Raw genomic sequence first — 26116 nt, forward strand, 5'->3', positions numbered from 1 at the left:
GCCCTCACTTCGCCTTCTTCTGGTAGCCGGGGTGCCAGCGCAGCCACCATTGCTCCAGGCCGCGCGCGAACAGGTCGGCCAGCTTGCCGAGCAGCGCGTACAGCAGGATGCCCACCAGCACGATGTCGGTCTGCAGGAACTCGCGGGCGTTCATCGTCAGATAGCCGATGCCGGCCTGCGCCGAGATGGTCTCGGCCACGATCAGGATCACCCACATCAGGCCCAGCGAGAAGCGCAGCCCCACCAAGATCGACGACAGAGCCCCCGGCAGGATCACCTCGCGGTACAGCTGCCAGCGCGAAAGGCCGTAGGTGCGCCCCATCTCGATGAGCTGCGGATCCACGTTGCGGATGCCGTGGAAGGTGTTCAGGTAGATCGGGAAGAACACCGACACCGAGATCAAAAACAGCTTGGCCGACTCGTCGATGCCGAACCACAGGATCACCAGCGGAATCAGCGCCAGCGCCGGAATGTTGCGCACCATCTGGATGGTGGAGTCGAGCAGCGTCTCGAAGAACTTCACCGAGCCGGTCAGCAGGCCCAGTGCCAGCCCCGCCCCGCCGCCGATGGCCAGCCCCGCGAGCGCACGGCCCGCGCTGACCTTCACGTGCGTCCACAGCTCGCCGGACACGGTGAGGTTCCACGCGGCCTTGACCACGTCGATGGGCGCCGGCAGCACACGCGTGCTGAGCCAGCCCAGCGACGACGCGATCTGCCAGAAGACGATGAGCCCGACCGGCACCAGCCACGGCACCAGCCGCTTCGCCACGTTGACGGCGAAGGCCTTGAACGCGCTGTTGCCCGCCTCCTCGGCCGGCACGACCGCCGGCAGTTCCTGAACCTGTTCAGTCATGGCGATCCTTCAGCTTTGGGAGACGAGGCGCGAAGGCGCGTCTAGGTTGGCGACGACCTCGCCGAAAGGGCCGCTCAGCGAACCGCCGGCCAGCTGCGTCTTCGCCTTGCGCGAGAGCAGCGGGAACACCAGCTCGGCGAAGCGGTAGGCCTCCTCCAGATGCGGGTAGCCCGAGAGGATGAACTTGTCGAGCCCGAGCGCCGCGTATTCCTCGATGCGCGCCGCGACGGTCTTCGGATCGCCGACCAGTGCCGTGCCAGCTCCACCGCGCACCAGGCCCACACCGGCCCAGAGGTTCGGGGCAATTTCCAGCTCGGCGCGGCTGCGCTTCGCACCGCCCGCATGCAGCGCGGCCATGCGGCGCTGTCCTTCGGAATCCATGCGCGCGAAGGCGGCCTGCGCGCGGATCACGGTCTCGTCGTCCACGCGGCTGATCAGTTCCTCGGCGGCCTTCCATGCGGCGTCTTCGGTCTCGCGCACTATCACGTGCAGGCGAATGCCGAATTCGACCTTGCGGCCATTGCGCTGCGCGCGGGCACGCACGTCGGCGATCTTCTTCGCGACTTCCGCGGGCGGCTCGCCCCAGGTGAGGTACGCGTCGACCTGCTCGGCGGCGAGGTCGTGCGCGGCGGCCGAGGAGCCACCGAACCACACCGGGGGGTACGGCTTCTGCACCGGCGGGTACAGCAGCTTCGCGCCCTTCACGCTCAGGTGCTTGCCCTCGTAGTCGAAGGCCTGCCCGTCATGGCTGCGCGCGATGATCTCGCGCCAGATGCGGATGAACTCGGCCGACTGCTCGTAGCGCGCCGCATGGTCGAGGTACACGCCGTCGCCCTCGAGCTCGGCTTGGTCGCCGCCGGTCACGAGATTCACGAGCAGGCGCCCGCCCGAGAGCCGGTCGAAGGTCGCGGCCATGCGCGCGGCCAGGCTGGGCTGGTGCAACCCGGGGCGCACCGCCACCAGGAACTTGAGCTTCTTCGTCGCGCCGATCAGGCTCGAAGCGATCACCCAGGGGTCTTCGCACGAGCGGCCCGTCGGGATCAGCACGCCTTCGTAGCCGAGGTTGTCGGCCGCGCCGGCGATCTGCTGCAGGTAGGCCAGGTCGATGGGGCGCGCGCCCTCGGTGGTGCCGAGGTAGCGGCTGTCGCCGTGCGTGGGGAGGAACCAGAAGATCTGCATCACGCGACTCCCGCGCCGGCGGCTTCGAGCACGTTGATCTTCTTCGGGATCAGCTTGAGCTCGAAGAAGGTGTCGGCGATCTTCTGCTGCTCGGCCAGGATGGCCTTGGTGATCGGCGCCGTGCCGTAGGCCGAGCGGTTCACCGACAGTTCGGCCACCGGCTTCGGAAGGCCCCAGAGCGTGGCCAGCTCGCCGGCCAGATCGCCCTTGTTGGCGGCGCCCCAGACGTCGACCTTGTTGAGCTCTTCGATCGCGATGGCCAGCACGTCGGAGTTCTTCGCCACGTAGTCGAGCGAGGAGAAGTAGTAGGCGCGGTTGCCGACCACGCCCGTGGCATCGGCCAGCACGCGCGCATCGAGCGACTTCTCGGCCGCGGCGAGGAACGGGTCCCAGATCACCCATGCATCGACCGAGCCCTTCTCGAAGGCGGCGCGCGCATCCGCGGGCGGGAGGTAGACCAGGTTCAGGTCGGCGAACGCGAGGCCGTGCTTCTCGAACAGCTTGACGATGAAGTAGTGGACGTTCGAGCCCTTGTTGAGCGCGATCTTCTTGCCCTTGAGCTCGGCCACGGTCTTGATGGCGGAGCCCTTGGGCACCAGCACCGCCTCGGACTGCGGACGCGGCACAGTCGCGCCCACGTAGGCCAGCGGCGCGCCGGCGGCCTGCGCGAAGATGGGTGGAGCCTCGCCCACGTCGCCGAAGTCGATGGAGCCGACGTTCAGCGCCTCGAGCTGTACTGGGCCGGCGGTGAACTCGGTCCACTTCACGCTCACGCCGAGCGGCGCCAGGCGTTTCTCGAGCGTGCCGCGGCCCTTGAGCAACGTGAGGTAGCCCTTCTGATGGCCGATGCGGAACTGGCGCGCGGGCGTCTGCGCCAGCCCGGCGAACGAGGCCGGCAGCGCGATGGCGGCGGCCGCGCCCTGGATCAGGCGGCGGCGGGGAATGGAGATGCGTGTCATGGTTGTGCGGGAACGATCCGTTGGATGCCTGTGCCTCAGGGCTGCGCCGTGACCACGGCGTCGCTGACCTTGATGGGCTTGGGAATGAGCTTCAGCGCGAAGAAGGTGTCGGCGATCTTTTGCTGGTCGGCCGCGACGGCCGGGGTGATCGGCTTCACGTTGAATTCGTAGCGGCGCAGCGCCAGCTCGACCACGTCGACCGGCAGGCCCTGCAGCGGAGCGATGAGCTCGGCTGCCTGGCGCAGGTTCTTCTTGAGCCAGATGCCCTGCTCCACCGAATCGGCGAACAGCGCGTCGATGACCTTCGGGTTGTTCTTCACGAAGCCGCGCTCGCCCAGGTAGTACTGGTAGTTGTTGACCACCTCGGGCGTGCCGTCGGCGAGCACGCGCGCGCCGGTTGCCTTCTCGGCGGCTGCCTGGAAGGGGTCCCAGATCACCCATGCATCGACGTTCCTGCTCTCGAAGGCGGCGCGGCCGTCGGCGGGCGCGAGGTAGACGGGCTGGATGTCGGAGAGCTTCAGTCCGTTCTTCTCGAGCTGCTTCACGAGCAGGTAGTGCACGTTGCTGCCCTTGTTGAGCGCGACCTTCCTGCCCTTCAGGTCGGCAACCGACTTGATGGGCGAATCCTTCGTGACCAGGATGGCCTCGGCGCGCGGCGCGGCCGGGTCGTAGCCGAAGTAGACGAACTTGGCGCCCGCGGCCTGCGCGAAGATGGGCGGCGCCTCGCCGACATAGCCGACGTCGACCGCACCGACGTTCAGGCCTTCGAGCAGTTGCGGACCGGCCGGGAACTCGACCCACTTCACGCCGAAGCCTAGCGGCGCGAGCTTCTTCTCGAGCGTGCCCTGCGCCTTCTGCAGCACGAACAGACTGGCCGACTTCTGGTAGCCGATGCGCAGCTCGCCCTTGCCCTGGTTGCCCTGGGCGTGGGCCGAGGCCGCGGAGATGAAGCTGACGATCAGCGCGATGGCACTGACCACGATGGCGCTGATCAGCAGATCGCGCAGGCCGCGCCAGAAGGAGCGCGGCGGCACCTCGAGCACGGGGTCTTCGGTTGCGACGGGGTTCATGCGTGGATTCCTTGGTCTGCAGAAACTTCAGGCAAAGCCATCCCCTCGCCGCATACAGGCGGCTTCGAAAAGAGGATGGGGATGGGTCTGGAGGGAGCCGGGTTCGTTGAAGAACCCGCTCGTCAGACGCTACATCGCACGCGGGAAAACGGCACCGGCTCGAAGCCGTGCGTGGCAGGCAGCTTGAGGCCCTCGGTGGCCAGTACCTCGACGGCCTCGTTGAGCCGTTCGGCCAGGTCGTTGTGCACCTGGTACGCGTTCTCGGGCGTCAGCGCGATCTGCGATTCGCTGGCGTACACGCCCGGCAGGATGTGGCGCGCCGACAGCGACTGCAGCACGGGGCGCAATGCGTAGTCGAGCGCAAGCATGTGGTGCGGGCTGCCGCCGGTGGCCAGCGGCAGCACCGTCTTGCCCTTGAGTGCGTTCTGCGAGAGCAGATCGAGAAAGACCTTGAGCAGGCCGCTGTAGGCCGCCTTGTAGACCGGCGTGGCCACCACGATCACGCGGGCCGCCGCCACCTGGGCGATGGCCTGCTCGATGGCCGGGTTGTTCCACTCCGCCAGCAGCAGCGCCTGCGCGGGCAGCTCGCGCACGGCGAGCCGCTCGATCCGCGCATGACGCTGGGCCAGCCTCTCGCCCACCGCATCGAGCAAGGCGGTGGAGCGGGACGGGGCCGTGGGGCTGCCGGCAATCAGGAGAACGGACACGGGAGACTTTCTGTTTTCTTCAGGAATTCAGGGTGAGCCGGGCCACGGCGCCCGCTAAACAGGCACCGTGCACTGCCGGCTCGGCAGCGGATCGGCTTACTTCTGTTTTGCCGTGTAGATCTGGTCGAAGGAGCCGCCGTCGGCGAAGTGCTCCTTGTCGGCCTTCGCCCAGCCACCGAAGGCCTGGTCGATGGTCACCAGCGTCAGCTTCGGGAACTGCTTCTCGTACTTGGCCTTGGCCTTGTCCGAGGTCGGGCGGTAGAAGTTGCGGCCTGCGATGTCCTGGCCTTCGTCCGAGTACAGGTACTTCAGGTATTCCTCGGCCACGGCGCGCGTGCCCTTCTTGTCGACGACCTTGTCGACCACCGCCACGCTGGGCTCGGCCAGGATGGAGATGGAAGGCACCACGATCTCGAACTTCTCGGGGCCGAATTCCTTCAGCGCCAGGAAGGCCTCGTTCTCCCAGGCCAGCAGCACGTCGCCCACGCCTCGCTGCACGAAGGTGATGGTCGAGCCGCGCGCGCCGGTGTCGAGCACGGGCACGTTCTTGAACAGATTGCCGATGTATTCCTTGGCCTTGGCGTCGCCACCGTACTTGCGCTTGGCGAATTCCCAGGCGGCCAGGTAGTTCCAGCGGGCGCCGCCCGAGGTCTTCGGGTTGGGCGTGATCACCTGCACGCCGGGCTTGACCAGGTCGTCCCAGTCCTTCAGGCCCTTGGGGTTGCCCTTCTTCACCAGGAACACGATGGTCGAGGTGTAGGGAGCGGAGTTGTGCGGCAGGCGCTTCTGCCAGTCGGCCTTGACGAGGCCGCCGTGCGTGACCAGCGCGTCGACGTCGCCGCCCAGCGCCAGAGTGGCCACGTCGGCATCGATGCCGTCGATGATCGAGCGGGCCTGCTTGCCCGAGCCGCCGTGCGACTGCTTGATCGTCACGTCCTGCCCGGTCTTGCCCTTCCAGTACTTGGCGAAGGCCTGGTTGTAGTCCACGTACAGCTCGCGCGTCGGGTCGTAGGAGACGTTCAGCAGCGTCACGGGACCCTGGGCCAACGCCGGCAACGCCGAAAGGGCCATGGCACCGGCCACGCCGGCACCCAGGGAAAGCTTGATAAAGTCGCGGCGAAGGCTCATGGTGTCTTGCTCTTAAAAGGCATATCGATGAAGCTGCGTATTCTCAATACGACATATAGAAACTGGAACGACCAAGTTTTCAGTTCTAAATAGCCAAATCAACTAAGCAGCCGCTTCCCGCTTTTTCTCCCGTCTCCCCACATTTCCCGTTCAAAGGCAATCGATATGGCACGCATGATTCAGTGCATCAAGCTCGGCAAGGAAGCCGAAGGGCTCGACTTCCCCCCCTATCCCGGCGAACTGGGCAAGCGGATCTGGGAAAGCGTCAGCAAGGAAGCCTGGGCCGCCTGGCTCAAGCAGCAGACCATGCTCGTCAACGAAAACCGGCTGAACCTGGCCGATCTGCGCGCCCGCCAGTACCTGGCGCGGCAGATGGAAAAACACTTCTTCGGCGAAGGCGCCGACGTGGCCCAGGGCTACGTCCCCCCTTCGGCCCCCTGACTATCGCTGGCGCGATTGCCTCCGAATTCTTCTTCGGGGAACACCGCAGAACCGGCTTTGCCGGGCTGCAGGTGTTGCCCCCTCGAAGGGGGTGGGCGAAGCGACACGAAGTGCGCGCAGCCTGGGGGTGAGCCTGTTACCTGGCGCGCCGACGGCGTTCCGCGAAGCGAGCGCTTCGACGACATCTATCACACCGAAACCGGGGCACTGGCGCAGTCGCGCCATGTGTTCCTGGGCGGCTGCAGCCTGCCCGAAGCCTGGGCCGGACAGCCGAAATGGCGGATTCTCGAAACCGGCTTCGGCCTCGGCCTCAATTTCCTGACAACCTGGCAGGCCTGGCGTGCCGACCCGGCGCGGCCGCGCATGCTGCATTTCGTCTCGATCGAGGCCCATCCGGTCTCGGCCGACGACGTGCTGCGCGGCGCCGGGGCCTATCCCGAGCTGGTTTCCCTTGCCCGTGAACTGGCCGGGCAGTGGCATGGGCTGCTGCCCGGCTTTCACCGGCTGGCCTTCGACGAGGGCCGCGTGCTGCTCACGCTGTGCGTCGGCGACGTGCAGCCGATGCTGCGCGCCCAGCGCTTCGAGGCCGACAGCATCTTTCTGGACGGCTTCAGCCCCCGGTTGAACCCGGTCATGTGGTCTGAAGACACGCTCAAGGCCGTGTCGCGCTTCGCCCGGCAAGGCACGCGCATCGCCACCTGGACCATCGCCCGGACGATCCGCGACGCGCTAGCGCAGTACGGTTTCAGCGTGGACAAGCACCCGGGGCTGCCGCCGAAGCGCGACTGCCTGCGCGGCGTGTTCGCTCCCGCCTGGACCGTGCGCCGCCGCGAGCCGCCGCCCGAAGGCATCGAGGCGCCCGGCCACTGCGCCGTCATCGGAGCGGGCCTCGCGGGCGCGGCCGTGGCGGCCAGCCTCGCGCGGCGCGGCTGGCGGGTGAGCGTGCTCGACGCTGCCGACTGGCCTGCTTCGGGCGCCTCCGGCCTGCCGGTGGGCATGCTGGCACCGCATGTTTCGCCAGACGACGCCCTGCTCTCTCGGCTCACGCGGGCCGGCATCCGCGCTACATGGAGCGAACTGGAGCGGCTGCTCGAAGAAGGCCGCGACTGGCGTGCCAGCGGCGTGATCGAGCGCCGGCCCGACGGCGACGTGCGCGTGCCCGCCGGCTGGAGCGCTGACGGGCCGAACGAATCGTGGGCCGCCAGTGCCGACCGGCTGGCCGCGGCCGGCCTGCCCGACGACGCCCCGGCCCTCTGGCACTCGCGCGCGGCCTGGGTGCGACCGCAGCGGCTGATTGCCGCGTGGCTGCGCCAGCCCGGCATCGAGTTTCGCGGCGGTTGCCGCGTGGCGCGGCTGGAGCGCCATGCAAGCGGCTGGCAGCTGTTCGACCCGGACGGCGGACTGCTGGTCGACGCAGACCGCGTGGTCGTCTGCGCGGGCTTCGAGTCCGGCCGCTTCGCCCCCGGACTGCCCTTGCAGCCCGTGCGCGGACAGGTCGCCTGGGGCCCGATGCCCGACGACGATGCAGCCGCCCTGCCCCTCACGCCGGTCAACGGTGACGGCCATCTGGTCGCCCATGTACCCGGCGAGCACGGCGACGCGCCGATATGGCTGGCCGGTGCCACCTTCGACCGCGACAGCACCAGCCTCGAAGCCACCGTGGCGGATGGCGCCGCGAACCGCGAGCGCCTCGTTCGCCTGCATCCGGCTGCAGCCACGGCGCTGGCCGATGAATTCGAGCGCGGAGAGAGCCGTGCGTGGGTGGGCGTGCGCTGTGCATCCGGTGACCGGCGTCCGCTGGTCGGCCCGATCGACGCGGATGCTTCGGGCCTCTGGGCCTGCACCGCGCTGGGCTCTCGCGGCCTGAGCTTCGCCGCGCTGTGCGCCGAGTTGCTGGCCGCGCAATGGCACGCCGAGCCGTTGCCGCTGCCGGCCACGCTGGCCAAGGCGCTCGGCACCCAGCGGCTCTGAAGCTCCGAGGCGCTCGATCAGCTCGCGCTCGCCGCGCGATATGCCATCAGCAGCGCCATGCAGATCACCAGCACGAAGAAGTACCTGCGCAGCGTCCGCTCGTCGAGCCGGGTCGCGAGCCTCGCCCCGGCCGCCGTGCCGATCCACAGTCCGATCACGACGCAGCCCAGCAGGAGCCAGGGCAGCCCGTTGGCCACGCTCGCATAGACGAGCACCGCCGGCAGCGCGAGCGGCAAGGCGTTCACCGCCAGGCTCACGGCCTGCGCCCTGTGCTGCGAGTAGCGAAGCGCCACCGTCAGCAGCGCCGTGATGGCGAGCCCGCCACCGATGCCGAGCAGGCCCGACGACGCACCCGCCACCATGCCCACCACCCCGAGCGCCACGGCCGTGCCGTGCGGCTCGTCGGCCTGCGCCACTTCGGCGCCGTCCCCGGTCTTCGCGGGCGACTTCAGCACGACCAGCGTCGCCAGCACCAGCAGGTAGCCGACGAACATCCAGCGCAGCGTCGCGTCGGCCACGTGGCTGGCACCCCGCGCGCCCAGCCAGGCTCCGCCCAGGAAGCCGGCCGATATCCAGGCCACGGTGCGCCACGAGGCCCCGTGCCCCGACACCCGGTAGCGCACGAAACCGGCCAGGCTGGTCGGCAGCAGCTGGGCCGCGAGCGAAACGGCCTGCGCGTCGTGCTGGCCCAGCCCGGGCATCAGCGCCAGCGCCGGCACGAGCGCCCCGCCGGGGCTGACGCCGAGCAGCCCGCCCACCGCGCCCGAAAAGACGCCGATCGCCAGCCCGCCGAGCACCTGCACGAGGCCGAGGGATTCGAGCATGGGCGGCTAAGCGGCGCCCGGCCCCGAAGGAGCAAGCATGTGGTCGATGCGGCTGTCGCCGTAGGTGCGCAGCACCTCGGAGATCACCACCCTGTAGCCGTCGAGCCAGTTCGCCTGCGCCGCCTTGGCCTGTTGGTGCACGGGGTGGCGGATCAGCGCCTGCAGGCTCTCGAGCGAGTCCCAGTAGTAGACGTTCGACACCAGCCCGTTGCCCGGGTTTTCCCACGTTTCCTCGCCCAGGTAGCCGGGCAGCGATTTTGCGGCGGCGGCGATGGTCTGGTCGAGGCGGTGGAACTCGTCGTCGAACTGCCTGGTGGCGAAGATGAAGGTGGCGGAGTACATGGCGGGTCGGGTTCTCCTGGTGACGCAAGGTCCGGCCGGGCATCGGGCGGGCGCCGATTCTGCGGCATGCGCACGCGCCGATCCACATTTCCTTCGCCTTTCCTTCTCCTTTCCCTTCGCCTTTCTTTTTGCCACGCGAAGGCATGAGAATGCGGCGCATGGCCATCCAGTACGACATCCGGCACACCACCGTCTACCGCTACAGCAAGCCGGTCAGCTTCGGGCTGCACCGCGTGATGTTCCGCCCGCGCGACAGCCACGACCTGCGCGTGCTCGCCACCGACCTGCAGGTGAGCCCGGAGGCCAGCACCCGGCTCATCCAGGACCCCTATTCGAACTCCGTCGCGCTGGTGCAGCCGCTGGGCGAAGCCACCGAGCTGCGCATCGTCTGCTCATTCACCATCGAGCACGTGCCGCCCTCGCAGCGCGACCTGCTCACGCTCGACCCGTCCGCCGAGTTCCTGCCCTTCGCCTATTCGGTGCAGGAGCGCCTCGACCTCGAGCACTACCTTCGCCCGCACCACGACGACGATACGGAAGGCACGCTGATCCGCTGGGCCCACCAGTTCCTGCGCACCGACCAGCCCAACAGCACGCGCGAAGTGCTCACGCGCATGAACGCGCACATCGGCCAGAGCTTCGAATACAAGGCGCGCGACGAGGAAGGCACGCAGACGCCGCTCGAAACGCTGGCGCTGGGCAGCGGCAGTTGCCGCGACTACGCGCTGCTGATGATGGAGGCCACGCGCAGGTTGGGCATCGCCACGCGCTTCGTCTCTGGCTACCTCTACGACGCCGCGCTCGACACCGCCGCCCAGGCCCAGCCCCCGGGTGCCGGCGAGGCCGTGACGGGCGCCGGCAGCACGCACGCCTGGCTGCAGGCCTATTTGCCGGGCGTGGGCTGGCTGGCCTTCGACCCCACCAACAACCTCATGGGCAGCGGCCAGCTGATCCGCGTCGGCGTCGCGCGCGACCCTTCGCTGGCGGCGCCGATCTCCGGCAGCTGGTATGGCGACGCCGAGGCCTACGAAGGACTCGAGGCCTCGGTGGTCGTGAGCCGCCGCCAGGGCTGAACGCCCTGCGGCGGCTTTCTCCCTTACTTCCCGCGCGCCGCGCGGTACGCCTTGACCGCCGGCACCGCAGTCGCGGGACTGTCGGCGAAGAGGCCGTCAATGCCCGCGTCGAGGAAGGCCTTGATCTCCCCTACCGTGTCGCCGAACGCGATCGGGTTGGTCTTCGGCTCCTTCTTGAGGCTCTCGGGCAGGAAGTTGTTCTCCGGCCGGAAGGTCCACACGTGGACCTGCAGCTTCCTGTCGTGCGCGTCCTTCACGAGCGTGGTCGGCGTGCCCAGCTTGCCGTCGACCACCGGGATCACGCTCGCCTTGTCGGCACCGATGCCCTGCGCGTAGGTCGCGATCTCGGCCAGGCCCTCGGGCTTCTTGAGGTCGGCGTAGGTCCGCTTGTCGCCCAGGACCTGCAGGTCGTAGGGCGCGCCCTGCGAGTAGACGAGCTGCACGATCTTCACCGTGCTCTTCAGGCGGATGTCCTTCAGGTTGCCCGTCTCGAAGGACTGCACGAACACCGGCGCGTCGGCCTTGTTCATGTCGTGCTTCTGCAGCGTGTCGAGCAGCCTCTTCTCCAGCGGCAGGCCGATGGAGCGGAAGTAGGTCGGGTGCTTGGTCTCGGGGTAGACACCGATCACCCGGCCCTTGGCCGCCGACTGCGCCTTGGCGAGCTGGATCACCTCGTCGAGCGTGGGCACCTGGAACTGGTCGTTGTAAGACACGTTGGCCGGGCGCAGCTTCGGAATGCGCTCGCGGGCCTTCAGCTCCTTGAGCTCGGCCAGCGTGAAGTCCTCGGTGAACCAGCCGGTGATCGAGGTGCCGTCGATGACCTTGGTGGTCTTGCGGCTGGCGAACCTCGGCACGTCAGCCACGTTGGTGGTGGCTTCGGTCACGTTGCCCGAGGCGTCCACGATGGCGATGGCGTTCTCGTGGCGGGCGACCAGTTCGCCGTCCCTGGTGGGCACGAGGTCGGGCTCGATGAAGTCGGCGCCATCGTCGATGGCCTGCTGGTAAGCGGCCAGCGTGTGCTCGGGCCGCGATGCCGAGGCGCCGCGGTGGCCGATGACGAGCACCGGAGCGGCCTCCGCCGGAGCAGGCGCCGGCGCGGGGGCTGGTGAAGGAGCCGGTGCGGGTGATGGTGCGATGGGCAACAGCGGTGCGCCACCGCCGCCGCTGCCGCCGCCACAGGCCGCGATGAACGCGCAGGCGCAAGCCGCCAGCGTCGTCCTGGAAAAGATGAACGATTGCATTGAGATTCCTCCCTCTTGTATGTCGATGCGAATGCACCCGCCTCACGCTTCTTCGTGTTGTGGTCGGCTGGCGGTGGGCGCGCCGGATCATCGAGGGGAGGTGTGTCGGTCGCATGACATTCGACCGCACCGCGGCGCTCGGCCGCGCTCAGTAGCGCTCAGCCACGCGCGGCCAGCTTCGCCTCGAGCTCGGCGATGCGCGCGCGGGCTTCGTCGCCCTCGGGAATTGGCCGGCCGCTGTCGCGCCACTGCACCGCGCTCTTGAAGCCCTCGGCCTCGGCCTGCCGCCTGAACCACATGCCCTCGGGGTTGTGGCGCGTGATGCCGTCGAACACGGTGGCGAACATCTGGCTCTGCTCCAGCCCCATCGAATGCCAGACCTGGTTGACGACCAGCTTGTGCATCATGAGATGCGAGCTCGGCACGCCGGCGATGCGCAGCGCGAGCTTCGTCGTGGCCTCGTCGAGCTGGTCGGCCGGCACCGAGAAATTCGCGAGGCCCCATTCGGCCGCCTGCCTGCCGGCAATGGTGTCGCCCGTGAACATGAGCTGCTTGGCGCGCATGGCGCCGAGGCGGTAGGTCCACATCGCGGTCGTCGGGCAGCCCCACACCCGCGTGGGCATGTAGCCGATGCGTGCGTCGTCGGCCATGGTCAGCAGGTCGCAGCACAGAGCGATGTCGCTGCCACCGGCCACCGCATAGCCGTGCACCTTGGCGATGGTCGGCTTGCGGCTGCGCCACAGGGCCATGAAGTCGTCGGTATTGCGCTTCATGGCGGCGTAGTCGAGCATCGGGTCCCAGGGGGTCTTCTCCTGGCGGCAGGGGTGGTCGCCCTGCCCTTCATGTCCGTGGCCCTCGGCATAGTCCCCGAGGTCATAGCCGGCGCAGAACGCGCGGCCCGCGCCTTCGACAACGATCACGTGCACCTCGTCGTCGGCCTCGGCCCATTCCACAGCGCGACGTATCTCGGTGGGCGTGGTCTCGCCGATGGCGTTGAGTTTTGCAGGCCGGTTGAGCACGAGGCGCGCGATGCGCGGGTGTTGCGGGTCCTTTTCGATCAGCACGGTTTCGAAGGCGGGCATGGTCTTTTGTCTCCTGGGGTTGGGTCGCGTTGCTCTTGTAGCATCCACGCTCACCTGCAGGCAAACCTCCGGCTCCTTCCATGATCGCGACATTCAGAATCTCCGAAGACGACTACGCCGACGCGATGAGGCTGTTCGCCCGGCCGACGCCGCTGCGCTGGGCGTTGCTGGCGGCGATCGGCCTGCTGCTCCTGCTCGGCGCCCTGATCGGCGGCCCCGGGCTCTGGCCCGCCGCGGTGGGAGGAATGGTCGGCATGGCCATCGTGCTGCTGGCCACGCGCCTGCTCACGCCTGCCTTGGCGCGCCGGCACTACCGCAAGTACAAGGCGATGCAGGCGGAGTTCCAGGCGGAACTGCTGGACACCGGCCTGCGCCTCGCGTCGCCGCACGGCGATGGCACGGTGGTTTGGGAGAACGTGCTCAAGTGGCGCCAGAACGACCGCTTCGTGCTGATCTACCCGATGCCGCGGCTCTATCACATCGTGCCGAAGTCGATCGCCTCTCAAGGCTTCGACCTGCAGGGCCTGACGCAACGGCTGGAGCGGCACGTGGGGCCGCCGTTCTGACGCGCGCCTTCAGGCCCCCGCCGCACCGCCCAGCTGGAAGCGGAACACCGCCCCCCTGTCCGCCTGCTGCACCAGCCTGATGTCGCTGTCGTGCAGCTGCAGGATGCGCTTCACGATCACCAGCCCCAGCCCGCCGCTGCTCGCGCTGTCGGTGCGCGAGCCGCTCATGAACACGGGGCGCATGAACAGCGCCTTCTGCAGCTCGCCGGGAATGCCGGGCCCGGTGTCGCTCACCTGCACCGCCACGCCGCCGTTCTCGGCGCGCAGCTGCACCACGATCTCGCCGCCCTCGGGCGTGTGGCGGATGGCGTTGTCGAGCAGGTTGGTCAGCACGCGCTCGATCATGCCGAGGTCGGCCGACACCACGGGCAGGCCCGATGCGATGTCGGGCCTCAGGCGCTGGCGCCTTGCCTCGGCCGCCAGCTCGAACTTCTGGAACACGTCCTGCACGAGATCGGCCGGCGCGAAATTCTCCTTCTCGGGCTTGACCACGCCGTACTCGAGCCGGGCCAGCTCGAACACTTCCTGCGCGAGGCGGCCCACCTTTCGGCTCTGGCCCAGGGCGATCTCGAGGTAGCGCTGTCGCTCCTCGTCGCTGAGCGTGCCGGCCTTGAGCAGCAGCGTTTCCAGGTAGCCGTGCAGCGACGTGAGCGGCGTGCGCAGGTCGTGCGAGATGTTGGCGAAGAGCTCGCGGCGCTGCTGGTCCTGCAGGGTGAGCTCGCGCCATTGCTCGGCGATGCGGCGCGTCATCTGCGCGAAGGCCTGGCCGAGTTGCGCGATCTCGTCGCTGCCGCGCGAAAGCCGCTCCAGCGTGGGCGCCTCGCCCTCGAGCGAGTCGATGCCCTCGGTCTCGAAGCGCTTCACCGCCGCTGTCAGCTCGCGCAGCGGCCGGGTGATGAGGCGGAATGCCGCAAGGCCCGCCAGCAGCCCGAGCAAAGCCACCAGCCCCATCGACCACAGCGTGGTGCGCAGCACGTTGTCGGTTGCCACGTTGGCGACCAGCGCGTCGTGGTCCTCGCCCTGCAGCACCACGTAGACATAGCCCGCCTCGCGCCCGTCCATGCGCAGCGGCGCGGCGCTGAACACCTTGGACGCCGTGAGGCTGCGCGGATCGTCGCCCGCGATGGGCAGCGGCGCGCCCGAGAGCAGCCTGCGCACCGGCTCCAGCCCGACCCGGTCGCGCTTCAGGTGCCCGGGCGGCGCGGCCTGCGCCTTGATGCTGCCGTCCATCCCCAGCAGGTAGACCTCCACGCTCGGGTTGACGGCCATCAGCTTGTCGAAAAGATCCTTCACCGCTTCCTGATTGAGCCCGCCGGGCTTCATGAGCTCGGAGTTCTCCGCGATGTGCGCCGCGAGCCCGAGCGACAGCCGCTGGATGACCTCCTGCTCGTGGATGCCGCTGGAACGCATCTGCAGCCACACCGATGCGCCGCTGCACACCAGCAGCAGCACCGCGAACACGGCGGAAAGCCGCCGCGACAGCGTGGCCCAGGCCATCACGCCGAGTCCTCCCCGCTGCCGCCGGCCGACAGCTTGTAGCCGCGCCCCCACACCGTGAGGATGCGCCTGGGCTCCGCCGGATCGGCCTCCACCTTGGTGCGCAGCCGGTTGATGTGCGTGTTGACGGTGTGCTCGTAGCCGTCGTGCTGGTAGCCCCAGACCTGGTTGAGCAGGTCGAGCCGCGAGAACACCTTGCCGGGGTTGCGCGCGAAGAAGTACAGCAGGTCGAACTCGCGCGGCGTGAGCTCGACCGGCTTGCCGTCGACGCGCACCTCGCGCGCCAGCGGCTCGATGTCGAGGTTGCCCAACGTGAGGCTGCCCGACTCCATGCGCGCGTTGCGCGCCAGCGCGTCGGTGCGCCGCAGCAGCGCCTTCACGCGCGCCACCAGCTCCAGCACCGAGAAGGGCTTGGCCAGGTAGTCGTCGGCGCCCAGCTCCAGCCCGAGGATGCGGTGCACCTCGCTGGAACGCGCGCTGATGATGATGATCGGCGTGTAGCGCGTCATGGCGCGGGCGCGGCGGCAGATCTCGAGGCCGTCGATGCCGGGCAGCATCAGGTCGAGCACCAGCGCGTCCCAGTTGCCGCGCTCCAGCTCGCGAAGGCCCGCGTGGCCGTCGGCGGCGTGCTCGATGGCATAGCCCTCGTCGCGCAGGTGCATGCGCAGCAGTTCGGCAATATGGGCGTCGTCCTCGACGATCAGCACGCGCTTGGCAGTGTCCATGGTGGCGACATTGTCCCGCGATACGGCCGGCCGAGTTATCACGATTAATTGAACTTTGCGTGATGAATCGGCCATGGGGTGCGCCCAAAAATCCGCTCCATGAACAGCCGCACAGCCATCGCCCCACTCGCCCCGGATGCCCCGCAGGCCGATGCCCGCCGCCCGATCCATCCGCTGTGGATGCGCATCACGCATTGGCTCAACGCGCTGGCGGTGGTGATCCTGGTGACCAGCGGCTGGCGCATCTACGACGCCGCGCCCTTCTTTCCCTTCACCATCCCGACCGTGGTCACGCTCGGCGGGTGGCTCGGCGGCGCGCTGCAGTGGCACTTCGCGGCGATGTGGCTGCTGGTGTTCAACGGCCTCGTGTACCTCGCGCTGAACATCGCCAGCGGCCGGCTCTTCACGAAGTTCTTTCCGCTCACGCCGCGCGGCGTGCTGCAGGACGCGCTGGCCGCCCTCAAGGGCAAGCTCTCGCACGCCGACCCGCGCCACTACAACAGCGTGCAGAAGCTGGCCTACCTGTTCGTGATGCTCGACCTGATCGTGATCGTGCTGTCGGGCCTGGTGCTGTGGAAGTCGGTGCAGTTCCCGGTGCTGCGCGAACTGATGGGCGGCTACGAGTCGGCCCGCCGCGTGCACTTCTTCGGCATGGCCGCCATCGTCGCCTTCGTCGTCGTGCACCTCGTGATGGTGGCCCTCGTGCCCCGCACGCTCCTCACCATGATCCGCGGCGGCACGCCCAAAGCCTGAGATGAAAATCTTCAAAGCCCCCACCCTGAACGGCATCGACGGCGACGCCGTGCTGCGCGAAGCCCGCAGCCTGATTTCGAAGAAGCTCGACGAGCCCTCGCGCCGCGTGTTCCTGCGACGCTCGCTCACCCTCGGCGGCCTTTCGCTGCTCACCGGCTGCAGCATCAGCGACAACGCGCAGGTGGAAGCCGCGCTCACGAAGATCTCGCGCCTCAACGACAAGGTGCAGGGCCTGATCTTCAGCCCGACGCAGCTCGCGCCGACCTATACCGAAGCCGAGATCACGCGCCCCTTTCCGTTCAACGCCTACTACGGCGAGGACGAGGTGCGCGAGGTGGACGAGGCCAGCTACAAGCTGGAAGTGACGGGCATGGTCGCCGACAGGCACTCCTGGACGCTGGCCGAGCTGCGCGCCATGCCGCAGCAGGACCAGATCACGCGGCACATCTGCGTGGAGGGCTGGAGCGCCATCGGCAAATGGGGCGGCGTGCGTTTTGCCGACTTCCTTCGCCACATCGGCGCCGACCTTACGGCGAAGTACGTCGGCTTCAAGTGCGCCGACGACTACTACACCAGCATCGACATGCCCACCGCGCTGCACCCGCAGACGCTTCTGACGCTGACCTACGACGGCCAGCCGCTACCGCCGAAGTACGGCTTTCCGATGAAGCTGCGCATGCCGACCAAGCTTGGCTACAAGAACCCGAAGCACATCAAGGCGATGTTCGTCACCAACACCTATTCCGGTGGCTACTGGGAAGACCAGGGCTACAACTGGTTCGGAGGGAGCTGAGGGGCCGCCAGAGCCGCTCGACTGCCGAAGAAAGCGAAAGGCGGAGTTCCCCCGGGACCGAGCCGACATTGAAAACCCAACCTCAACTCACTCAGGAAAACTCCAGATGAACAAGCTCAGCGCAACCCTGCTCGCCACCTGCATGGCTTTCGCCGGCGCCTCTGCTTTCGCCGCGGACGAAATGGCGAAGGACGGCATGGCCAAGGACTCGATGTCCAAGGACGCAATGAAGAAGGACTCGATGGCCAAGGATTCCATGTCGAAGGACGGCATGAAGAAGGATTCGATGGCGAAGGACTCCATGTCCAAGGACGCCATGAAGAAGGACGCGATGGGCAAGGACGAGATGAAGAAGTAGGCCCGCAAGGCACCTCGCAAGCGCCATTGACGTCCGGAAGATTCGGCGTCAATGTCGCGTTGGCCGATCAGCCGGCCGCCGCAAATCCCGCTCCCCAAGGAATCTCCATGAAATCCCTCGCACTCACCGCAGGCACGCTGGCTGCCGCCGCCCTGGTCTGGTACACGGTGCCGTCGTTCGCCGAAACCGCGCGCCGCGTGCCCGCTCCCACCGCAGACCTCGCAGCGCAACCGGGCGCGAAGACCGAAACCGCCGTATTCGCCGGAGGCTGCTTCTGGGGCGTGCAGGGCGTGTTCCAGCGCGTCAAGGGCGTGAGCAATGCCGTCTCGGGCTATGCCGGCGGCGACGCGAAGACAGCGCGCTACGACGAGGTCGGCTCGGGCCGCACGGGCCACGCCGAATCGGTGCGCATCACCTACGACCCGCAGCAGATCAGCTACGGCAAGCTGCTGCAGATCTATTTCTCGGTGGCGCACGACCCGACCGAACTCAACCGCCAGGGCCCGGACACGGGCACGCAATACCGCTCCACGGTGTTCGCCGAGAACGCCGAGCAGGCGCGCATCGCCAACGCGTACATCGCGCAGCTCAACCAGGCGAAGACCTTCGGCAAGCCGCTGGCCACCACCGTCGAGATGTCCAAGCCTTTCTACGCGGCCGAGGACTACCACCAGGACTACCTGACGCTGCACCCGAGCCAGCCTTACATCGCGATCAACGACATGCCGAAGATCGACGACCTGAAGAAGCTCTTCCCCGAAAGCTACAAGGCCACGCCTTCGCTGGTGAAGGCGGCCAAGTCGGGCTGACCGGCCCTCGAAAAGCTCAAAGCAGCTTCAGCCGCTTCGCCTGCTCGGTCAGCTCCGCCCTGAAGGCCGGGTGCGCGATGCCGATGAGTTCGCGCGCCCGCTGCTTCGCCGACTTGCCGCGCAGCTGCGCCACGCCGTATTCGGTGACGACGTAGTTGATGTCGTTCTTGCTCGTGCTCACATGGGTGCCCGGCGACAGCGAGGGCACGATGCGCGAGATGGTGTCGCCCTTGGCCGTCGAGGGCAGCACGATGAAGGCCTTACCGCCGCGCGAGCGATTCGCGGCGCGCACGAAGTCCGACTGCCCGCCCGTGCCCGAATACGGCGCGTGGCCCAGGCTCTCCGAACCGCACTGCCCCAGCAGGTCGATCTGCATGGTCGCGTTGATGGCGACGAGGTTGTCGTTCAGCCCGGCCAGCGCCGGGTCGTTGGTGAAGTTCACCGGGTGCATCTCGAGCGAGGGGTTGCGGTCCATGAAGCGGTAGAGCCTCTCCGAGCCGAGCGCGAAGGTCGCGACCGACTTGCCCGGCAGGTAGTTCTTGCGGCGGTTGGTGACCGCGCCGCTCTCCACCAGCTTGAGAATGCCGTCGCCGATCATCTCGGTGTGAATGCCCAGGTCCCGCTTGTGCGTGAGCTGCATGACCACCGCGTCCGGAATGCCGCCGTAGCCGATCTGCAGGGTCGAGCCGTCGTCGATCAGGTCTGCCACGTACTTGCCGATGGCTTCCTGCACCACGCCGATCTTCGGCAGGCCGACCTCCATCACCGGCGCCTCGTTCTCCACCAGCGCGGCCACCTGCGAGACATGCACGTGGCAGGCACCGTACGCGAAAGGCACGTTCGGGTTCACTTCCAGCACCACGGCGCGGGCCTTCGCGACGGCGGCCATGGTGTAGTCGGCGCCCAGGCTCAGCGAGAAGTAGCCGTGCGCGTCCATCGGCGAGGCCATGCTGAAGACCACCTCGGCCGGGATCTGCCCGCGCTCGATCTGCGCCGGTATCTCGGAGAAGTAGTTCGGCAGGAAGTCGATCCAGCCCTCCTGCCCGCCCGCGCGGGTGGCGCCGCCGAAGAACAGCGCGACGTGACGCACATGCTCGACGGTCTCGGGGTCGATGTAGGCGTACTTGCGCATCGCGAGGATCTGCGCGACCTTCACGTCGCGGAAATCGCGCCGCTGCTCCGACAGCGCCGTGAGCAGCGTCGGCGGCTCGCCCACGCCGGTCGGCACGATGATCATGTCGCCGTCGCGCACCTGGCGCACCGCATCGGCGGGAGACGCCAGCTTCTGGCGGTACAGGTCCTGGGGAGTCGTCATGCTGGGTTCTATGCCTCTTCCTTGTATTCGCCGCGGCGCGCGGCCCGGTTGGCCCGGGTGCGCTGCACCAGCGCCTTCTGCGCGACGGCCACGTTGGCCGCCTCGCCTTTCCATGCATCGAGCGCGGGCTGCTGCACCGCGCGGGAGAACGAGAAGGTCAGCGCCCACGGCAGGCGCGACCTGAAGCGGATGTTCATCTCGTTCAGGCGAGCCGAGGCCAGCCGCGCTGGCTGCCCGCCAGAGAGAAAGGCCACGCCCGGCACGGCGGCGGGCACGGCGCGCAGCAGGCACCCGACCGTGGCTTCGGCCACCGCGTCGACGGAGTCCTGCACGGGAGCCTTCAGCCCCGGCAGCACCATGTTCGGCTTCAGCAGCATGCCTTCGAGCAGCACGCCCTGCGCGCGCAGCTCGGCGAAGGTCCGGTGCAGCACTTCCTCGGTGACCTCGGCGCAGCGGGCGAGCGAATGATCGCCGTCCATCAGCACCTCGGGCTCGACGATGGGCACCAGCCCGGCTTCCTGGCACAGCGCGGCGTAGCGCGCGAGGGCATGGGCGTTGACGCGGATGCACGCGCGCGTCGGCAGGCCATCGCCGATGGCGATCACGCCGCGCCACTTGGCGAAGCGAGCGCCCATCATGGCGTATTCGGCGAGGCGCTCGCGCAGGCCGTCCAGTCCTTCGGTGACGGTTTCACCGGGATGGCCGGCCAGCGGCTTGGCGCCGGTGTCGACCTTGATGCCGGGAATGATGCCCGCGTCGGCCAGCGCCTTCGCGAAGGGCAGGCCCGCATCGGTCTTCTGCCGGATCGTCTCGTCGAACAGGATCGCGCCCCCGATGCTGACGGCCAGCCCCGGCGCGGTGACGATCAGCTCGCGCCAGTCGCGCCGCGCAGCCTCCGTCTGCGGAATGCCGAGCGCGGCGAAGCGCTTGTTGCAGGTGGCGTTGCTCTCGTCCATGGCGAGCAGGCCCTTGTCTCCGGCGACGAGCGCGCGGGCGGTGTCGATCAGTGTCTGTGCGGTCATGGCGTGCACCTCTCTGGCGGCCATCGTACGCCCTCCCCGCCGGCTCGTTAACACCGCGAACCTGATCGCTGGCCGACTTGGCAATCCAGCCAATGTGGCGCGCCGGGTCTTTATCAAGCCGACGCGAGCCGGCAGTAATCTGCGCGCGGTCGGGACGGAAAGGAAACCTGAATGGAACGTGGGTCACGAGAGTGCGATGCGCGCGGCGGCGGAAGGCTCGTCGTGCTGGCGGGCCTGGCGCTTGCGGCGACCGTGTTCGCAGCGCCTTCCGCATTTGCGGAGCTGGGCGGTGCGCCCACGCTGGCACCGAGCCAACGCGTCGCCATCGGGTCACGCAAGACCACCAATCAGGCGACCGGCACTGCCACTGCGGAGTCCGCTCCCAGCTGGAGCATGCGGGAAGTCACGCTGCCCGACGGGCTGATCCAGCGCGAATACCTGACGGCCGATGGCGCCGTGTTCGCTGTGGCGTGGCGCGGCTCCCATCGGCCTGAGCTGTCAGTCCTGCTGGGCACGCACTACGCCCGGCAGATGTCCAGCAATGCACGGGCGCAGCGGCAGATGGGCAGGGGCTCCCACGCCACGACCACCCAGGCGGACGAAACCTTCGCGGTACATGCCTCCTCGCACCAGCGCTCGTCGACGGGCGTTGCCTGGCTGCCCGGGCTGCTGCCCGCCGGGGTCGACCCGGACACGCTGGCCATCCCGCAAGGCTCCTGACCGTCTTGACGCCCTTCCTCTTGCAATACCCAACGTGCCCATGGAACCACGACAAGCAGGCAACCGGCGTGCAGCCGATGCCATGAACCTGATTCGCGCGGCAGTGTGCGCCGCAGGCCTTCTGGGCCTCGCAGCCTGCGGAGGTGGCGGGGGCGGCGGAGGTGGCGGCGCCCTGCCGATCGGGCTGCTGCCCACCACGACCAGCGCGGCACCGGCCTCGACCTCCACGCCGGGCACGACAGCAGCGCCCGCCGCAAACTCGCCGAACTCGATGTCGCTCACGGTGTCGCGCGGCACGGATTCGAGCGGCGTCAATCTTCCCCAGATCAGCGTGAAGCTTTGCGCCCCGGCAACCGGCACCTGCCAGACCATCGACAACGTGCTGATCGACACCGGCTCCACGGGCGTGCGCATCGCCGCCGCGGCGCTGAATTCGTCGATGCTGGCGGCCCTGCCGCAGGAGACGGTGAACAGCGTCCCGCTGAATGCATGCGAGCAGTTCCTCGACGGCTACACATGGGGCACGATGCGGCTCGCCGACATCACGCTGGGGCCGAAGTCCGCGACCTCGCAGCCGCTGCAGATCATCGGGGACCCGTCCTCCGGCATCGTGCCCGGCGCATGCTCGGACAACGGCACGCTCGATGCGGAGAACACGCCCGCCGACCTCGGAACGAACGGCATCATCGGCGTCGCCTCCTTCCTGCAGGACTGCGGCACGGCCTGCGCGCAGAAGGCCGTCGCGGCCACCTACTACGCCTGCCCCTCCGGCGGGCAATGCCAGGGCACGGCGGTGCCGGTTCCGATGCAGGCGCAGAACGTCGTGGCGAACTTCGCGCAGGACAACAACGGCGTCGTGCTCGGCCTGCCGGCGATTTCCGCGGCGGGACAGGGAGTGACCGTCGGCACGCTCTATTTCGGCGTCGCCACGCAGGCCAACAACGCCATGAGCGGGGCCACGGTGCTGAAGACCGATGCGAGCACGCTCCGCCTCGCGGTCACCTACAAGAACTCGAGCTTTCCCGACAGCTTTCTGGACAGCGGATCGAACTTCCTCTTCCTCAACGATTCCACGATCGCCCAGTGTCCGAAGAGCGGCAATTTCGCGGGCTTCTACTGCCCTTCGAACACGCTGGACCTCAGCGCCAGCTTCGCCGCCGCAACGGGAGCGGCGCTGAGCCAGAGCTTCGCCATTGCGAGCGCGCAGTCGCTTTTCACGAGCAACCCGGGCGTCGTGGCCGTCGACAACATCGCCGTTGCAAGCTCCGGCAGCAGCGCCATCGACTTCGGCCTTCCGTTCTTCTACGGCAGGCTGGTCGCGGTGCTCAACGAGGGCCAGTCGGCACTGGGCCAGCAGGGGCCGTTCACGGCGCTGGCGACGCCCTGAAGAAAGCCAGGCCTGGGCCAGCTAGATCACGTTCTTCTCGAGCAGCGGCCTGTTCTCGAGGATGCGCGCGAACGACACCGGCGAGAGGTCGAGGCTGCGGTATTCGCCGAAGCGGATCAGCTCCGCCACGCCGCGCCCCGCCGCCGGGCATTGCTGCAGGCCGTGGCCCGAGAAGCCGTTGGCGAAGTAGAGGTTGTCGCAATCCGGGTGCAGGCCAAGGATCGCGTTGTGGTCGAACACGTTCATCTCGTAGTAGCCGGCCCAGGCGCCGGTCATGCGGATGGCTTCGAAGGCGGGCACGCGCTCGGCCAGCGAGGGCCAGATGAAGCTGTCGAAGGCCTCGTACTCGACTTCCAGCGGTGCGTCGTCTAGATCCTGCTCTTCGGGCGGCGCGAAGCCGCAGATGAACTGCCGGCCTTCGGGGCGCAGCCAGATGCCGGAGGTGTCGATCACCAGCGGGCAGCCCGGCAGCGTCTCGGGGCATGAGAAGCTGAACACGCTGCGGCGTCGGCCGCGCACCGGCAGTTCGATGCCGGCCCACTGCGCCACCTTCGCAGCCCATGCGCCCGCGGCGTTGACGACCACGTCGGCGTCCAGGGTGTCTCCGCTGTCGAGCCGGACGCCGGTCAGCACGCGCCCGTCGCGCCTCAGCCCGGTGGCGTGCGCCTGCACGTAGTGCACGCCCTGCGAGACGGCCTTCCTGCGGAAGGCCTGCAGCAGGCTGTAGCCGTCGTACCAGCCCTCGCCAGAAAGGCCGAGGGAGGCGAGTGCGATGCCTTCCGTCGAGATCCACGGAAAGCGCGCCTTCAGTTCGTCGGGTGTCAGCAGCGCCACGTCCACCGCGTGTGCCTTCTGCATCGCATGGTTCTCGCGCAGCACGTCCACGCCGGCCTGCGAGGCGAGATACAGGTAGCCCGGCTCGACGAGGCCGATGTCGGGCACGTCGTCGTCCACGCGCAGCGTCTCGCCGAGATTGCGGAAGAAGTCGATGCCGTAGAGCGACATCCGGATGTTGATGGCGGTGGAGAACTGCTGGCGGATCGAACTCGCCGACAGCGCCGACGAGGCCTGCCTGTACGAGAAGTCGCGCTCGACCACCGTGACCTCGAAGCGCTCCCCCTCGGGGCTGCGGGTCAGGAAGTAGGCGATGGCGGAGCCGATGGCCCCGCCGCCGATGATCACCACACGACGCATGAAATGCCCTTCTTCTCGCTGTTCGTCATTGCTGCCACTGCTGTCGATTCGCGTATGCCAGTTGCGCCGCCGCCAGGTCCCACAGTGCGTGGCCCACGGTCTTGACCAGCACCGGCCGGCCTTCGCGTGCCGGCGACGCGTTGCAGAAAGCCTGCACGGCGGACCAATCGATGCCCGCCCGGATCAGGTCGCCCGCCTCGCCGCGCGCTCCCTCCAGCGTATCCACAAACACGGCGCTGCGGCGCACCAGTTCGGGCGGCACCTCGGCCATGTCGGCACGGTAGGCGCCGACGGCGATCACGGTGGCGTCCGGCCGCACCTGCGGCGGGACCACGGGATCCTGCGAGCTGGTTGCGGCGACGATCAGGTCGGCCTGCTTCGCCGCAACGGCCAGATCCGCGACCGCGCTGGCATCGACGTCCAACGAGCGCATGCACCGCGCCAGCTCTTCGGCATGAGCCTGCGTCCGTGCATGAATCTCCAGACGCCGGATGCCCCACACCTGGGCAAAGGCTTCGGCATGCGCGCAAGCCTGCACGCCCGCGCCGATCAGCAGCATGCGCGCCGCGCCCGTGCGTCCTGCCCGGATCGCTCCAGCCAGCGAAAGCGCCGCCGTGCGCCGCGCGGTCAGCACGTTGCCGTCCATCGCGAGCAGGCGCGTGCCGGTGGTCGCGTCCATCAGCGTCACGTTGCACTGCACGACCGGCAGGCCTCGCGCGGCATTGGCGGCATGCACCGTCACCGTCTTCAGCGCGGCAAAGCGCAGGTCGGCGGCCGGCATCAGCAGCATGACTCCGCCCGCCGCGAGCGCGACCGAGGTACGCGGCGAGGCATGCGCTTCGCCTCGGCGTTCGCGCTCGAACATCTGCAGCAGCGCCTCGACCAGCGCACCCCACGGCAAGGCGGCTGCGGTTTCCTCCGCGCTCAGCGTCCGCATGCGGGGCCGCCGCCTCAGGAGCCGGCCACGCGCACGCGCTTGCCGTCCTTGTAGGTGAAGACGGTGAAGTCGGGCTTCTGCAGGTTGCCCTTGGCGTCGAAGCTGATGGCGCCGGTGACGCCGTCGAACTTCACCTTGCGCATTGCCGGCAGATAGGCCTGCGGCTCGACCGAGTTGGCCGCGCGCATGCCCGCGGCCAGCGCCATCATGGCGTCGTACAGGTACGGTGCATAGGTCAGCACCTCGGTGCCGTAGCGGGCCTTGTAGCGCTGCTCGAACTCGGCGCCCTTCGACGTCTTGTCGAGCTCCTTGCCGCCGCGCGTGCAGTACAGCAGCCCGTCGACCGCGCCGCCGCTGATCTTCGCGACCTCGTCGGTGCACAGTCCGTCGGTGCCCAGCAGCTTGGCCGTGATGCCCAGTTGCCTCATCTGCCGCGCGATGAGCCCGCCCTGGGCGTCCATGCCGCCGTAGAACACGACGTCGGGCTGCTTGCTCTTGATGGTGGTGAGGATGGCCATGAAGTCGGTGGCCTTGTCGCTGCCGTACTCCTGCGCGACGATGTTGCCGCCCAGCGCCTTCACGCCGCGCGCGAACACCTCGGCGGCGCCCTGGCCGTAGGCGGTGCGGTCGTCGATCACCGCGATGTTCTTCGCCTTCAGGTCCTTCACCGTGTAGCCGGCGATGGCCATGCCCACGTCCTCGTCGCTGGCCAGGATGCGGAAGACGTTGTCGTAGCCCTGCTTCGTGAAGGCCGGGTTGGTGGCGGTCGATACGTCGGGCACGCCGGCGCGGCTGTAGACCGCGGAGGCCGGAATGGCCGCGCCCGAATTGAAGTGGCCCAGGATGCCCTTCACGCCCATGTCGGCCAGCTTGTTGGCGACCACCATGGCCTGCTTGGGGTCGGCCTGGTCGTCCTCGGACTGCAGCACGAACCTGATCTTCTTTCCGCCGATGACGAGGCCCTGCCTGTTCAGGTCTTCCACCGCGAGCCGCGCGCCGTTGTCGTTGTCCTTGCCCCAGTGGGCGGCGCCCCCGGTGAGCGGGCCGGCGTGGCCGATGGTGACGGTCTGCTCGGCCTGCGCGAACGCGGCTGCGGGCAGGCCCAGGACGCAAGCCAGTGCGATGCCCGTTGCTGCGGAGCGGGCGGTGCGCGAAACAATCATCGGAAGT

General features: G+C 68.3%; 27 protein-coding genes. 10 read left to right on the forward strand and 17 right to left on the reverse strand.

The genetic code is table 11. The features are described from left to right. Nucleotides 1–4: 4 nt before the first annotated feature. From ssuC to BMY35_RS02565, 6 genes are all read right to left on the reverse strand, one after another. On the reverse strand, nt 5–853 hold the full coding sequence (ssuC, locus tag BMY35_RS02540) for an aliphatic sulfonate ABC transporter permease SsuC (RefSeq protein ID WP_093195407.1): 849 nt from the start codon (nt 851–853) through the stop codon (nt 5–7). Nucleotides 854–862: 9 nt separating this feature from the next. Next, nucleotides 863–2032, reverse strand: coding sequence for an FMNH2-dependent alkanesulfonate monooxygenase (gene ssuD, locus BMY35_RS02545; RefSeq protein WP_093195408.1), 1170 nt, complete (start codon nt 2030–2032; stop codon nt 863–865). Continuing rightward, nucleotides 2032–2991: a sulfonate ABC transporter substrate-binding protein gene (locus BMY35_RS02550; RefSeq protein WP_093195409.1), complete on the reverse strand. Its 960-nt coding sequence runs from the start codon at nt 2989–2991 to the stop codon at nt 2032–2034. Before BMY35_RS02550 ends, ssuD begins: the two co-directional genes overlap by 1 nt. Before the next feature lie 35 nt (nt 2992–3026). Then, nucleotides 3027–4061, reverse strand: a complete 1035-nt coding sequence (locus BMY35_RS02555; RefSeq protein ID WP_093195410.1) for a sulfonate ABC transporter substrate-binding protein — start codon at nt 4059–4061, stop codon at nt 3027–3029. A gap of 122 nt (nt 4062–4183) precedes the next feature. Then, nucleotides 4184–4768, reverse strand: coding sequence for an NADPH-dependent FMN reductase (ssuE, locus tag BMY35_RS02560; RefSeq protein ID WP_093195411.1), 585 nt, complete (start codon nt 4766–4768; stop codon nt 4184–4186). 96 nt (nt 4769–4864) lie between these two features. Continuing rightward, entirely contained in the window at nt 4865–5896 is a 1032-nt protein-coding gene (locus BMY35_RS02565; protein ID WP_093195412.1) for a sulfate ABC transporter substrate-binding protein, read from the reverse strand. Between the two features lie 165 nt (nt 5897–6061). Between BMY35_RS02565 and BMY35_RS02570 the strand changes: the two genes are divergently transcribed. Together BMY35_RS02570 and mnmC are read left to right on the forward strand one after the other, a co-directional pair. Continuing rightward, entirely contained in the window at nt 6062–6337 is a 276-nt protein-coding gene (locus BMY35_RS02570) for an oxidative damage protection protein (RefSeq protein WP_093195413.1), read from the forward strand. Nucleotides 6338–6352: 15 nt separating this feature from the next. After that, a complete protein-coding gene (gene mnmC / locus BMY35_RS02575; protein WP_093195414.1) occupies nt 6353–8308 on the forward strand; it encodes a bifunctional tRNA (5-methylaminomethyl-2-thiouridine)(34)-methyltransferase MnmC2/FAD-dependent 5-carboxymethylaminomethyl-2-thiouridine(34) oxidoreductase MnmC1 in 1956 nt (651 codons plus the stop codon). A 17-nt stretch (nt 8309–8325) separates the two neighbouring features. Here mnmC and BMY35_RS02580 read toward each other — a convergent pair whose 3' ends face one another. Together BMY35_RS02580 and BMY35_RS02585 are read right to left on the reverse strand one after the other, a co-directional pair. Continuing rightward, a complete protein-coding gene (locus BMY35_RS02580) occupies nt 8326–9132 on the reverse strand; it encodes a sulfite exporter TauE/SafE family protein (protein WP_093195415.1) in 807 nt (268 codons plus the stop codon). A 6-nt stretch (nt 9133–9138) separates the two neighbouring features. Beyond that, a complete protein-coding gene (locus tag BMY35_RS02585; protein WP_093195416.1) occupies nt 9139–9474 on the reverse strand; it encodes an antibiotic biosynthesis monooxygenase family protein in 336 nt (111 codons plus the stop codon). A gap of 158 nt (nt 9475–9632) precedes the next feature. Here BMY35_RS02585 and BMY35_RS02590 point away from each other — a divergent pair, with 158 nt between their 5' ends. Then, on the forward strand, nt 9633–10547 hold the full coding sequence (locus tag BMY35_RS02590) for a transglutaminase family protein (RefSeq protein ID WP_240652025.1): 915 nt from the start codon (nt 9633–9635) through the stop codon (nt 10545–10547). Nucleotides 10548–10570: 23 nt separating this feature from the next. Here the strand turns inward: BMY35_RS02590 and BMY35_RS02595 are convergent, their stop codons facing one another. Together BMY35_RS02595 and BMY35_RS02600 are read right to left on the reverse strand one after the other, a co-directional pair. After that, complete coding sequence (locus BMY35_RS02595; protein WP_093195418.1) at nt 10571–11788, reverse strand: glycerophosphodiester phosphodiesterase; 1218 nt, start codon at nt 11786–11788, stop codon at nt 10571–10573. Nucleotides 11789–11946: 158 nt separating this feature from the next. Continuing rightward, entirely contained in the window at nt 11947–12870 is a 924-nt protein-coding gene (locus BMY35_RS02600) for a crotonase/enoyl-CoA hydratase family protein (RefSeq protein WP_093195419.1), read from the reverse strand. Nucleotides 12871–12950: 80 nt separating this feature from the next. On the opposite strand from BMY35_RS02600, the gene BMY35_RS02605 reads away from it, so the two are divergent. Beyond that, complete coding sequence (locus BMY35_RS02605; RefSeq protein ID WP_093195420.1) at nt 12951–13436, forward strand: YcxB family protein; 486 nt, start codon at nt 12951–12953, stop codon at nt 13434–13436. Between the two features lie 9 nt (nt 13437–13445). On the opposite strand, the gene BMY35_RS02610 is transcribed toward BMY35_RS02605, so the two are convergent. Next, the gene (locus BMY35_RS02610; protein ID WP_093195421.1) at nt 13446–14933 is read right to left on the reverse strand and encodes a sensor histidine kinase; all 1488 of its coding nucleotides are present in this window, start codon (nt 14931–14933) and stop codon (nt 13446–13448) included. Further along, entirely contained in the window at nt 14933–15658 is a 726-nt protein-coding gene (locus BMY35_RS02615) for a response regulator transcription factor (RefSeq protein WP_093195422.1), read from the reverse strand. Before BMY35_RS02615 ends, BMY35_RS02610 begins: the two co-directional genes overlap by 1 nt. A gap of 99 nt (nt 15659–15757) precedes the next feature. Here BMY35_RS02615 and BMY35_RS02620 point away from each other — a divergent pair, with 99 nt between their 5' ends. From BMY35_RS02620 to msrA, 4 genes are all read left to right on the forward strand, one after another. Continuing rightward, entirely contained in the window at nt 15758–16411 is a 654-nt protein-coding gene (locus tag BMY35_RS02620) for a cytochrome b/b6 domain-containing protein (RefSeq protein ID WP_093195423.1), read from the forward strand. 1 nt (nt 16412) lies between these two features. Then, nucleotides 16413–17204 (forward strand): molybdopterin-binding protein, encoded by a 792-nt coding sequence (locus BMY35_RS02625; protein WP_093195424.1) that lies wholly within the window; start codon nt 16413–16415, stop codon nt 17202–17204. 106 nt (nt 17205–17310) lie between these two features. Beyond that, on the forward strand, nt 17311–17562 hold the full coding sequence (locus BMY35_RS02630) for a pentapeptide MXKDX repeat protein (RefSeq protein WP_093195425.1): 252 nt from the start codon (nt 17311–17313) through the stop codon (nt 17560–17562). Between the two features lie 107 nt (nt 17563–17669). After that, on the forward strand, nt 17670–18371 hold the full coding sequence (msrA, locus tag BMY35_RS02635; protein WP_093195426.1) for a peptide-methionine (S)-S-oxide reductase MsrA: 702 nt from the start codon (nt 17670–17672) through the stop codon (nt 18369–18371). 16 nt (nt 18372–18387) lie between these two features. Here the strand turns inward: msrA and BMY35_RS02640 are convergent, their stop codons facing one another. Together BMY35_RS02640 and BMY35_RS02645 are read right to left on the reverse strand one after the other, a co-directional pair. Beyond that, nucleotides 18388–19686: an acetyl-CoA hydrolase/transferase family protein gene (locus BMY35_RS02640; RefSeq protein ID WP_093195427.1), complete on the reverse strand. Its 1299-nt coding sequence runs from the start codon at nt 19684–19686 to the stop codon at nt 18388–18390. A gap of 8 nt (nt 19687–19694) precedes the next feature. Continuing rightward, a complete protein-coding gene (locus BMY35_RS02645) occupies nt 19695–20708 on the reverse strand; it encodes a class I fructose-bisphosphate aldolase (RefSeq protein WP_093195611.1) in 1014 nt (337 codons plus the stop codon). Between the two features lie 171 nt (nt 20709–20879). Here BMY35_RS02645 and BMY35_RS02650 point away from each other — a divergent pair, with 171 nt between their 5' ends. Together BMY35_RS02650 and BMY35_RS02655 are read left to right on the forward strand one after the other, a co-directional pair. Then, on the forward strand, nt 20880–21428 hold the full coding sequence (locus tag BMY35_RS02650; protein ID WP_093195428.1) for a DUF2844 domain-containing protein: 549 nt from the start codon (nt 20880–20882) through the stop codon (nt 21426–21428). A gap of 82 nt (nt 21429–21510) precedes the next feature. Further along, nucleotides 21511–22815, forward strand: a complete 1305-nt coding sequence (locus BMY35_RS02655) for a DUF3443 family protein (RefSeq protein WP_177213559.1) — start codon at nt 21511–21513, stop codon at nt 22813–22815. Nucleotides 22816–22836: 21 nt separating this feature from the next. Here BMY35_RS02655 and BMY35_RS02660 read toward each other — a convergent pair whose 3' ends face one another. From BMY35_RS02660 to BMY35_RS02670, 3 genes are read right to left on the reverse strand one after another with little or no spacing between them, the layout of a single operon-like run. Continuing rightward, nucleotides 22837–24009: an NAD(P)/FAD-dependent oxidoreductase gene (locus tag BMY35_RS02660; protein ID WP_093195430.1), complete on the reverse strand. Its 1173-nt coding sequence runs from the start codon at nt 24007–24009 to the stop codon at nt 22837–22839. Nucleotides 24010–24034: 25 nt separating this feature from the next. After that, the gene (locus BMY35_RS02665; protein ID WP_093195431.1) at nt 24035–24946 is read right to left on the reverse strand and encodes a delta(1)-pyrroline-2-carboxylate reductase family protein; all 912 of its coding nucleotides are present in this window, start codon (nt 24944–24946) and stop codon (nt 24035–24037) included. 14 nt (nt 24947–24960) lie between these two features. After that, on the reverse strand, nt 24961–26109 hold the full coding sequence (locus BMY35_RS02670) for a branched-chain amino acid ABC transporter substrate-binding protein (protein WP_093195432.1): 1149 nt from the start codon (nt 26107–26109) through the stop codon (nt 24961–24963). Nucleotides 26110–26116: the final 7 nt, after the last annotated feature.

Source organism: Variovorax sp. YR750 (genome assembly GCF_900109805.1).
Classification (GTDB): Bacteria; Pseudomonadota; Gammaproteobacteria; order Burkholderiales; family Burkholderiaceae_C; genus Variovorax; species Variovorax gossypii.

Excerpts from the sequence above, each read along its gene's own strand:
- ssuC (WP_093195407.1), bottom strand. The coding sequence starts at position 853 with ATGACTGAACAGGTTCAGGAACTGCCGGCGGTCGTGCCGGCCGAGGAG.
- ssuD (WP_093195408.1), bottom strand. The coding sequence starts at position 2,032 with ATGCAGATCTTCTGGTTCCTCCCCACGCACGGCGACAGCCGCTACCTC.
- BMY35_RS02550 (WP_093195409.1), bottom strand. The coding sequence starts at position 2,991 with ATGACACGCATCTCCATTCCCCGCCGCCGCCTGATCCAGGGCGCGGCC.
- BMY35_RS02555 (WP_093195410.1), bottom strand. The coding sequence starts at position 4,061 with ATGAACCCCGTCGCAACCGAAGACCCCGTGCTCGAGGTGCCGCCGCGC.
- BMY35_RS02565 (WP_093195412.1), bottom strand. The coding sequence starts at position 5,896 with ATGAGCCTTCGCCGCGACTTTATCAAGCTTTCCCTGGGTGCCGGCGTG.
- BMY35_RS02570 (WP_093195413.1), top strand. The coding sequence starts at position 6,062 with ATGGCACGCATGATTCAGTGCATCAAGCTCGGCAAGGAAGCCGAAGGG.
- BMY35_RS02580 (WP_093195415.1), bottom strand. The coding sequence starts at position 9,132 with ATGCTCGAATCCCTCGGCCTCGTGCAGGTGCTCGGCGGGCTGGCGATC.
- BMY35_RS02585 (WP_093195416.1), bottom strand. The coding sequence starts at position 9,474 with ATGTACTCCGCCACCTTCATCTTCGCCACCAGGCAGTTCGACGACGAG.
- BMY35_RS02590 (WP_240652025.1), top strand. The coding sequence starts at position 9,633 with ATGGCCATCCAGTACGACATCCGGCACACCACCGTCTACCGCTACAGC.
- BMY35_RS02595 (WP_093195418.1), bottom strand. The coding sequence starts at position 11,788 with ATGCAATCGTTCATCTTTTCCAGGACGACGCTGGCGGCTTGCGCCTGC.
- BMY35_RS02600 (WP_093195419.1), bottom strand. The coding sequence starts at position 12,870 with ATGCCCGCCTTCGAAACCGTGCTGATCGAAAAGGACCCGCAACACCCG.
- BMY35_RS02605 (WP_093195420.1), top strand. The coding sequence starts at position 12,951 with ATGATCGCGACATTCAGAATCTCCGAAGACGACTACGCCGACGCGATG.
- BMY35_RS02610 (WP_093195421.1), bottom strand. The coding sequence starts at position 14,933 with ATGGCCTGGGCCACGCTGTCGCGGCGGCTTTCCGCCGTGTTCGCGGTG.
- BMY35_RS02615 (WP_093195422.1), bottom strand. The coding sequence starts at position 15,658 with ATGGACACTGCCAAGCGCGTGCTGATCGTCGAGGACGACGCCCATATT.
- BMY35_RS02620 (WP_093195423.1), top strand. The coding sequence starts at position 15,758 with ATGAACAGCCGCACAGCCATCGCCCCACTCGCCCCGGATGCCCCGCAG.
- BMY35_RS02625 (WP_093195424.1), top strand. The coding sequence starts at position 16,413 with ATGAAAATCTTCAAAGCCCCCACCCTGAACGGCATCGACGGCGACGCC.
- BMY35_RS02630 (WP_093195425.1), top strand. The coding sequence starts at position 17,311 with ATGAACAAGCTCAGCGCAACCCTGCTCGCCACCTGCATGGCTTTCGCC.
- msrA (WP_093195426.1), top strand. The coding sequence starts at position 17,670 with ATGAAATCCCTCGCACTCACCGCAGGCACGCTGGCTGCCGCCGCCCTG.
- BMY35_RS02640 (WP_093195427.1), bottom strand. The coding sequence starts at position 19,686 with ATGACGACTCCCCAGGACCTGTACCGCCAGAAGCTGGCGTCTCCCGCC.
- BMY35_RS02645 (WP_093195611.1), bottom strand. The coding sequence starts at position 20,708 with ATGACCGCACAGACACTGATCGACACCGCCCGCGCGCTCGTCGCCGGA.
- BMY35_RS02650 (WP_093195428.1), top strand. The coding sequence starts at position 20,880 with ATGGAACGTGGGTCACGAGAGTGCGATGCGCGCGGCGGCGGAAGGCTC.
- BMY35_RS02655 (WP_177213559.1), top strand. The coding sequence starts at position 21,511 with ATGAACCTGATTCGCGCGGCAGTGTGCGCCGCAGGCCTTCTGGGCCTC.
- BMY35_RS02660 (WP_093195430.1), bottom strand. The coding sequence starts at position 24,009 with ATGCGTCGTGTGGTGATCATCGGCGGCGGGGCCATCGGCTCCGCCATC.
- BMY35_RS02665 (WP_093195431.1), bottom strand. The coding sequence starts at position 24,946 with ATGCGGACGCTGAGCGCGGAGGAAACCGCAGCCGCCTTGCCGTGGGGT.
- BMY35_RS02670 (WP_093195432.1), bottom strand. The coding sequence starts at position 26,109 with ATGATTGTTTCGCGCACCGCCCGCTCCGCAGCAACGGGCATCGCACTG.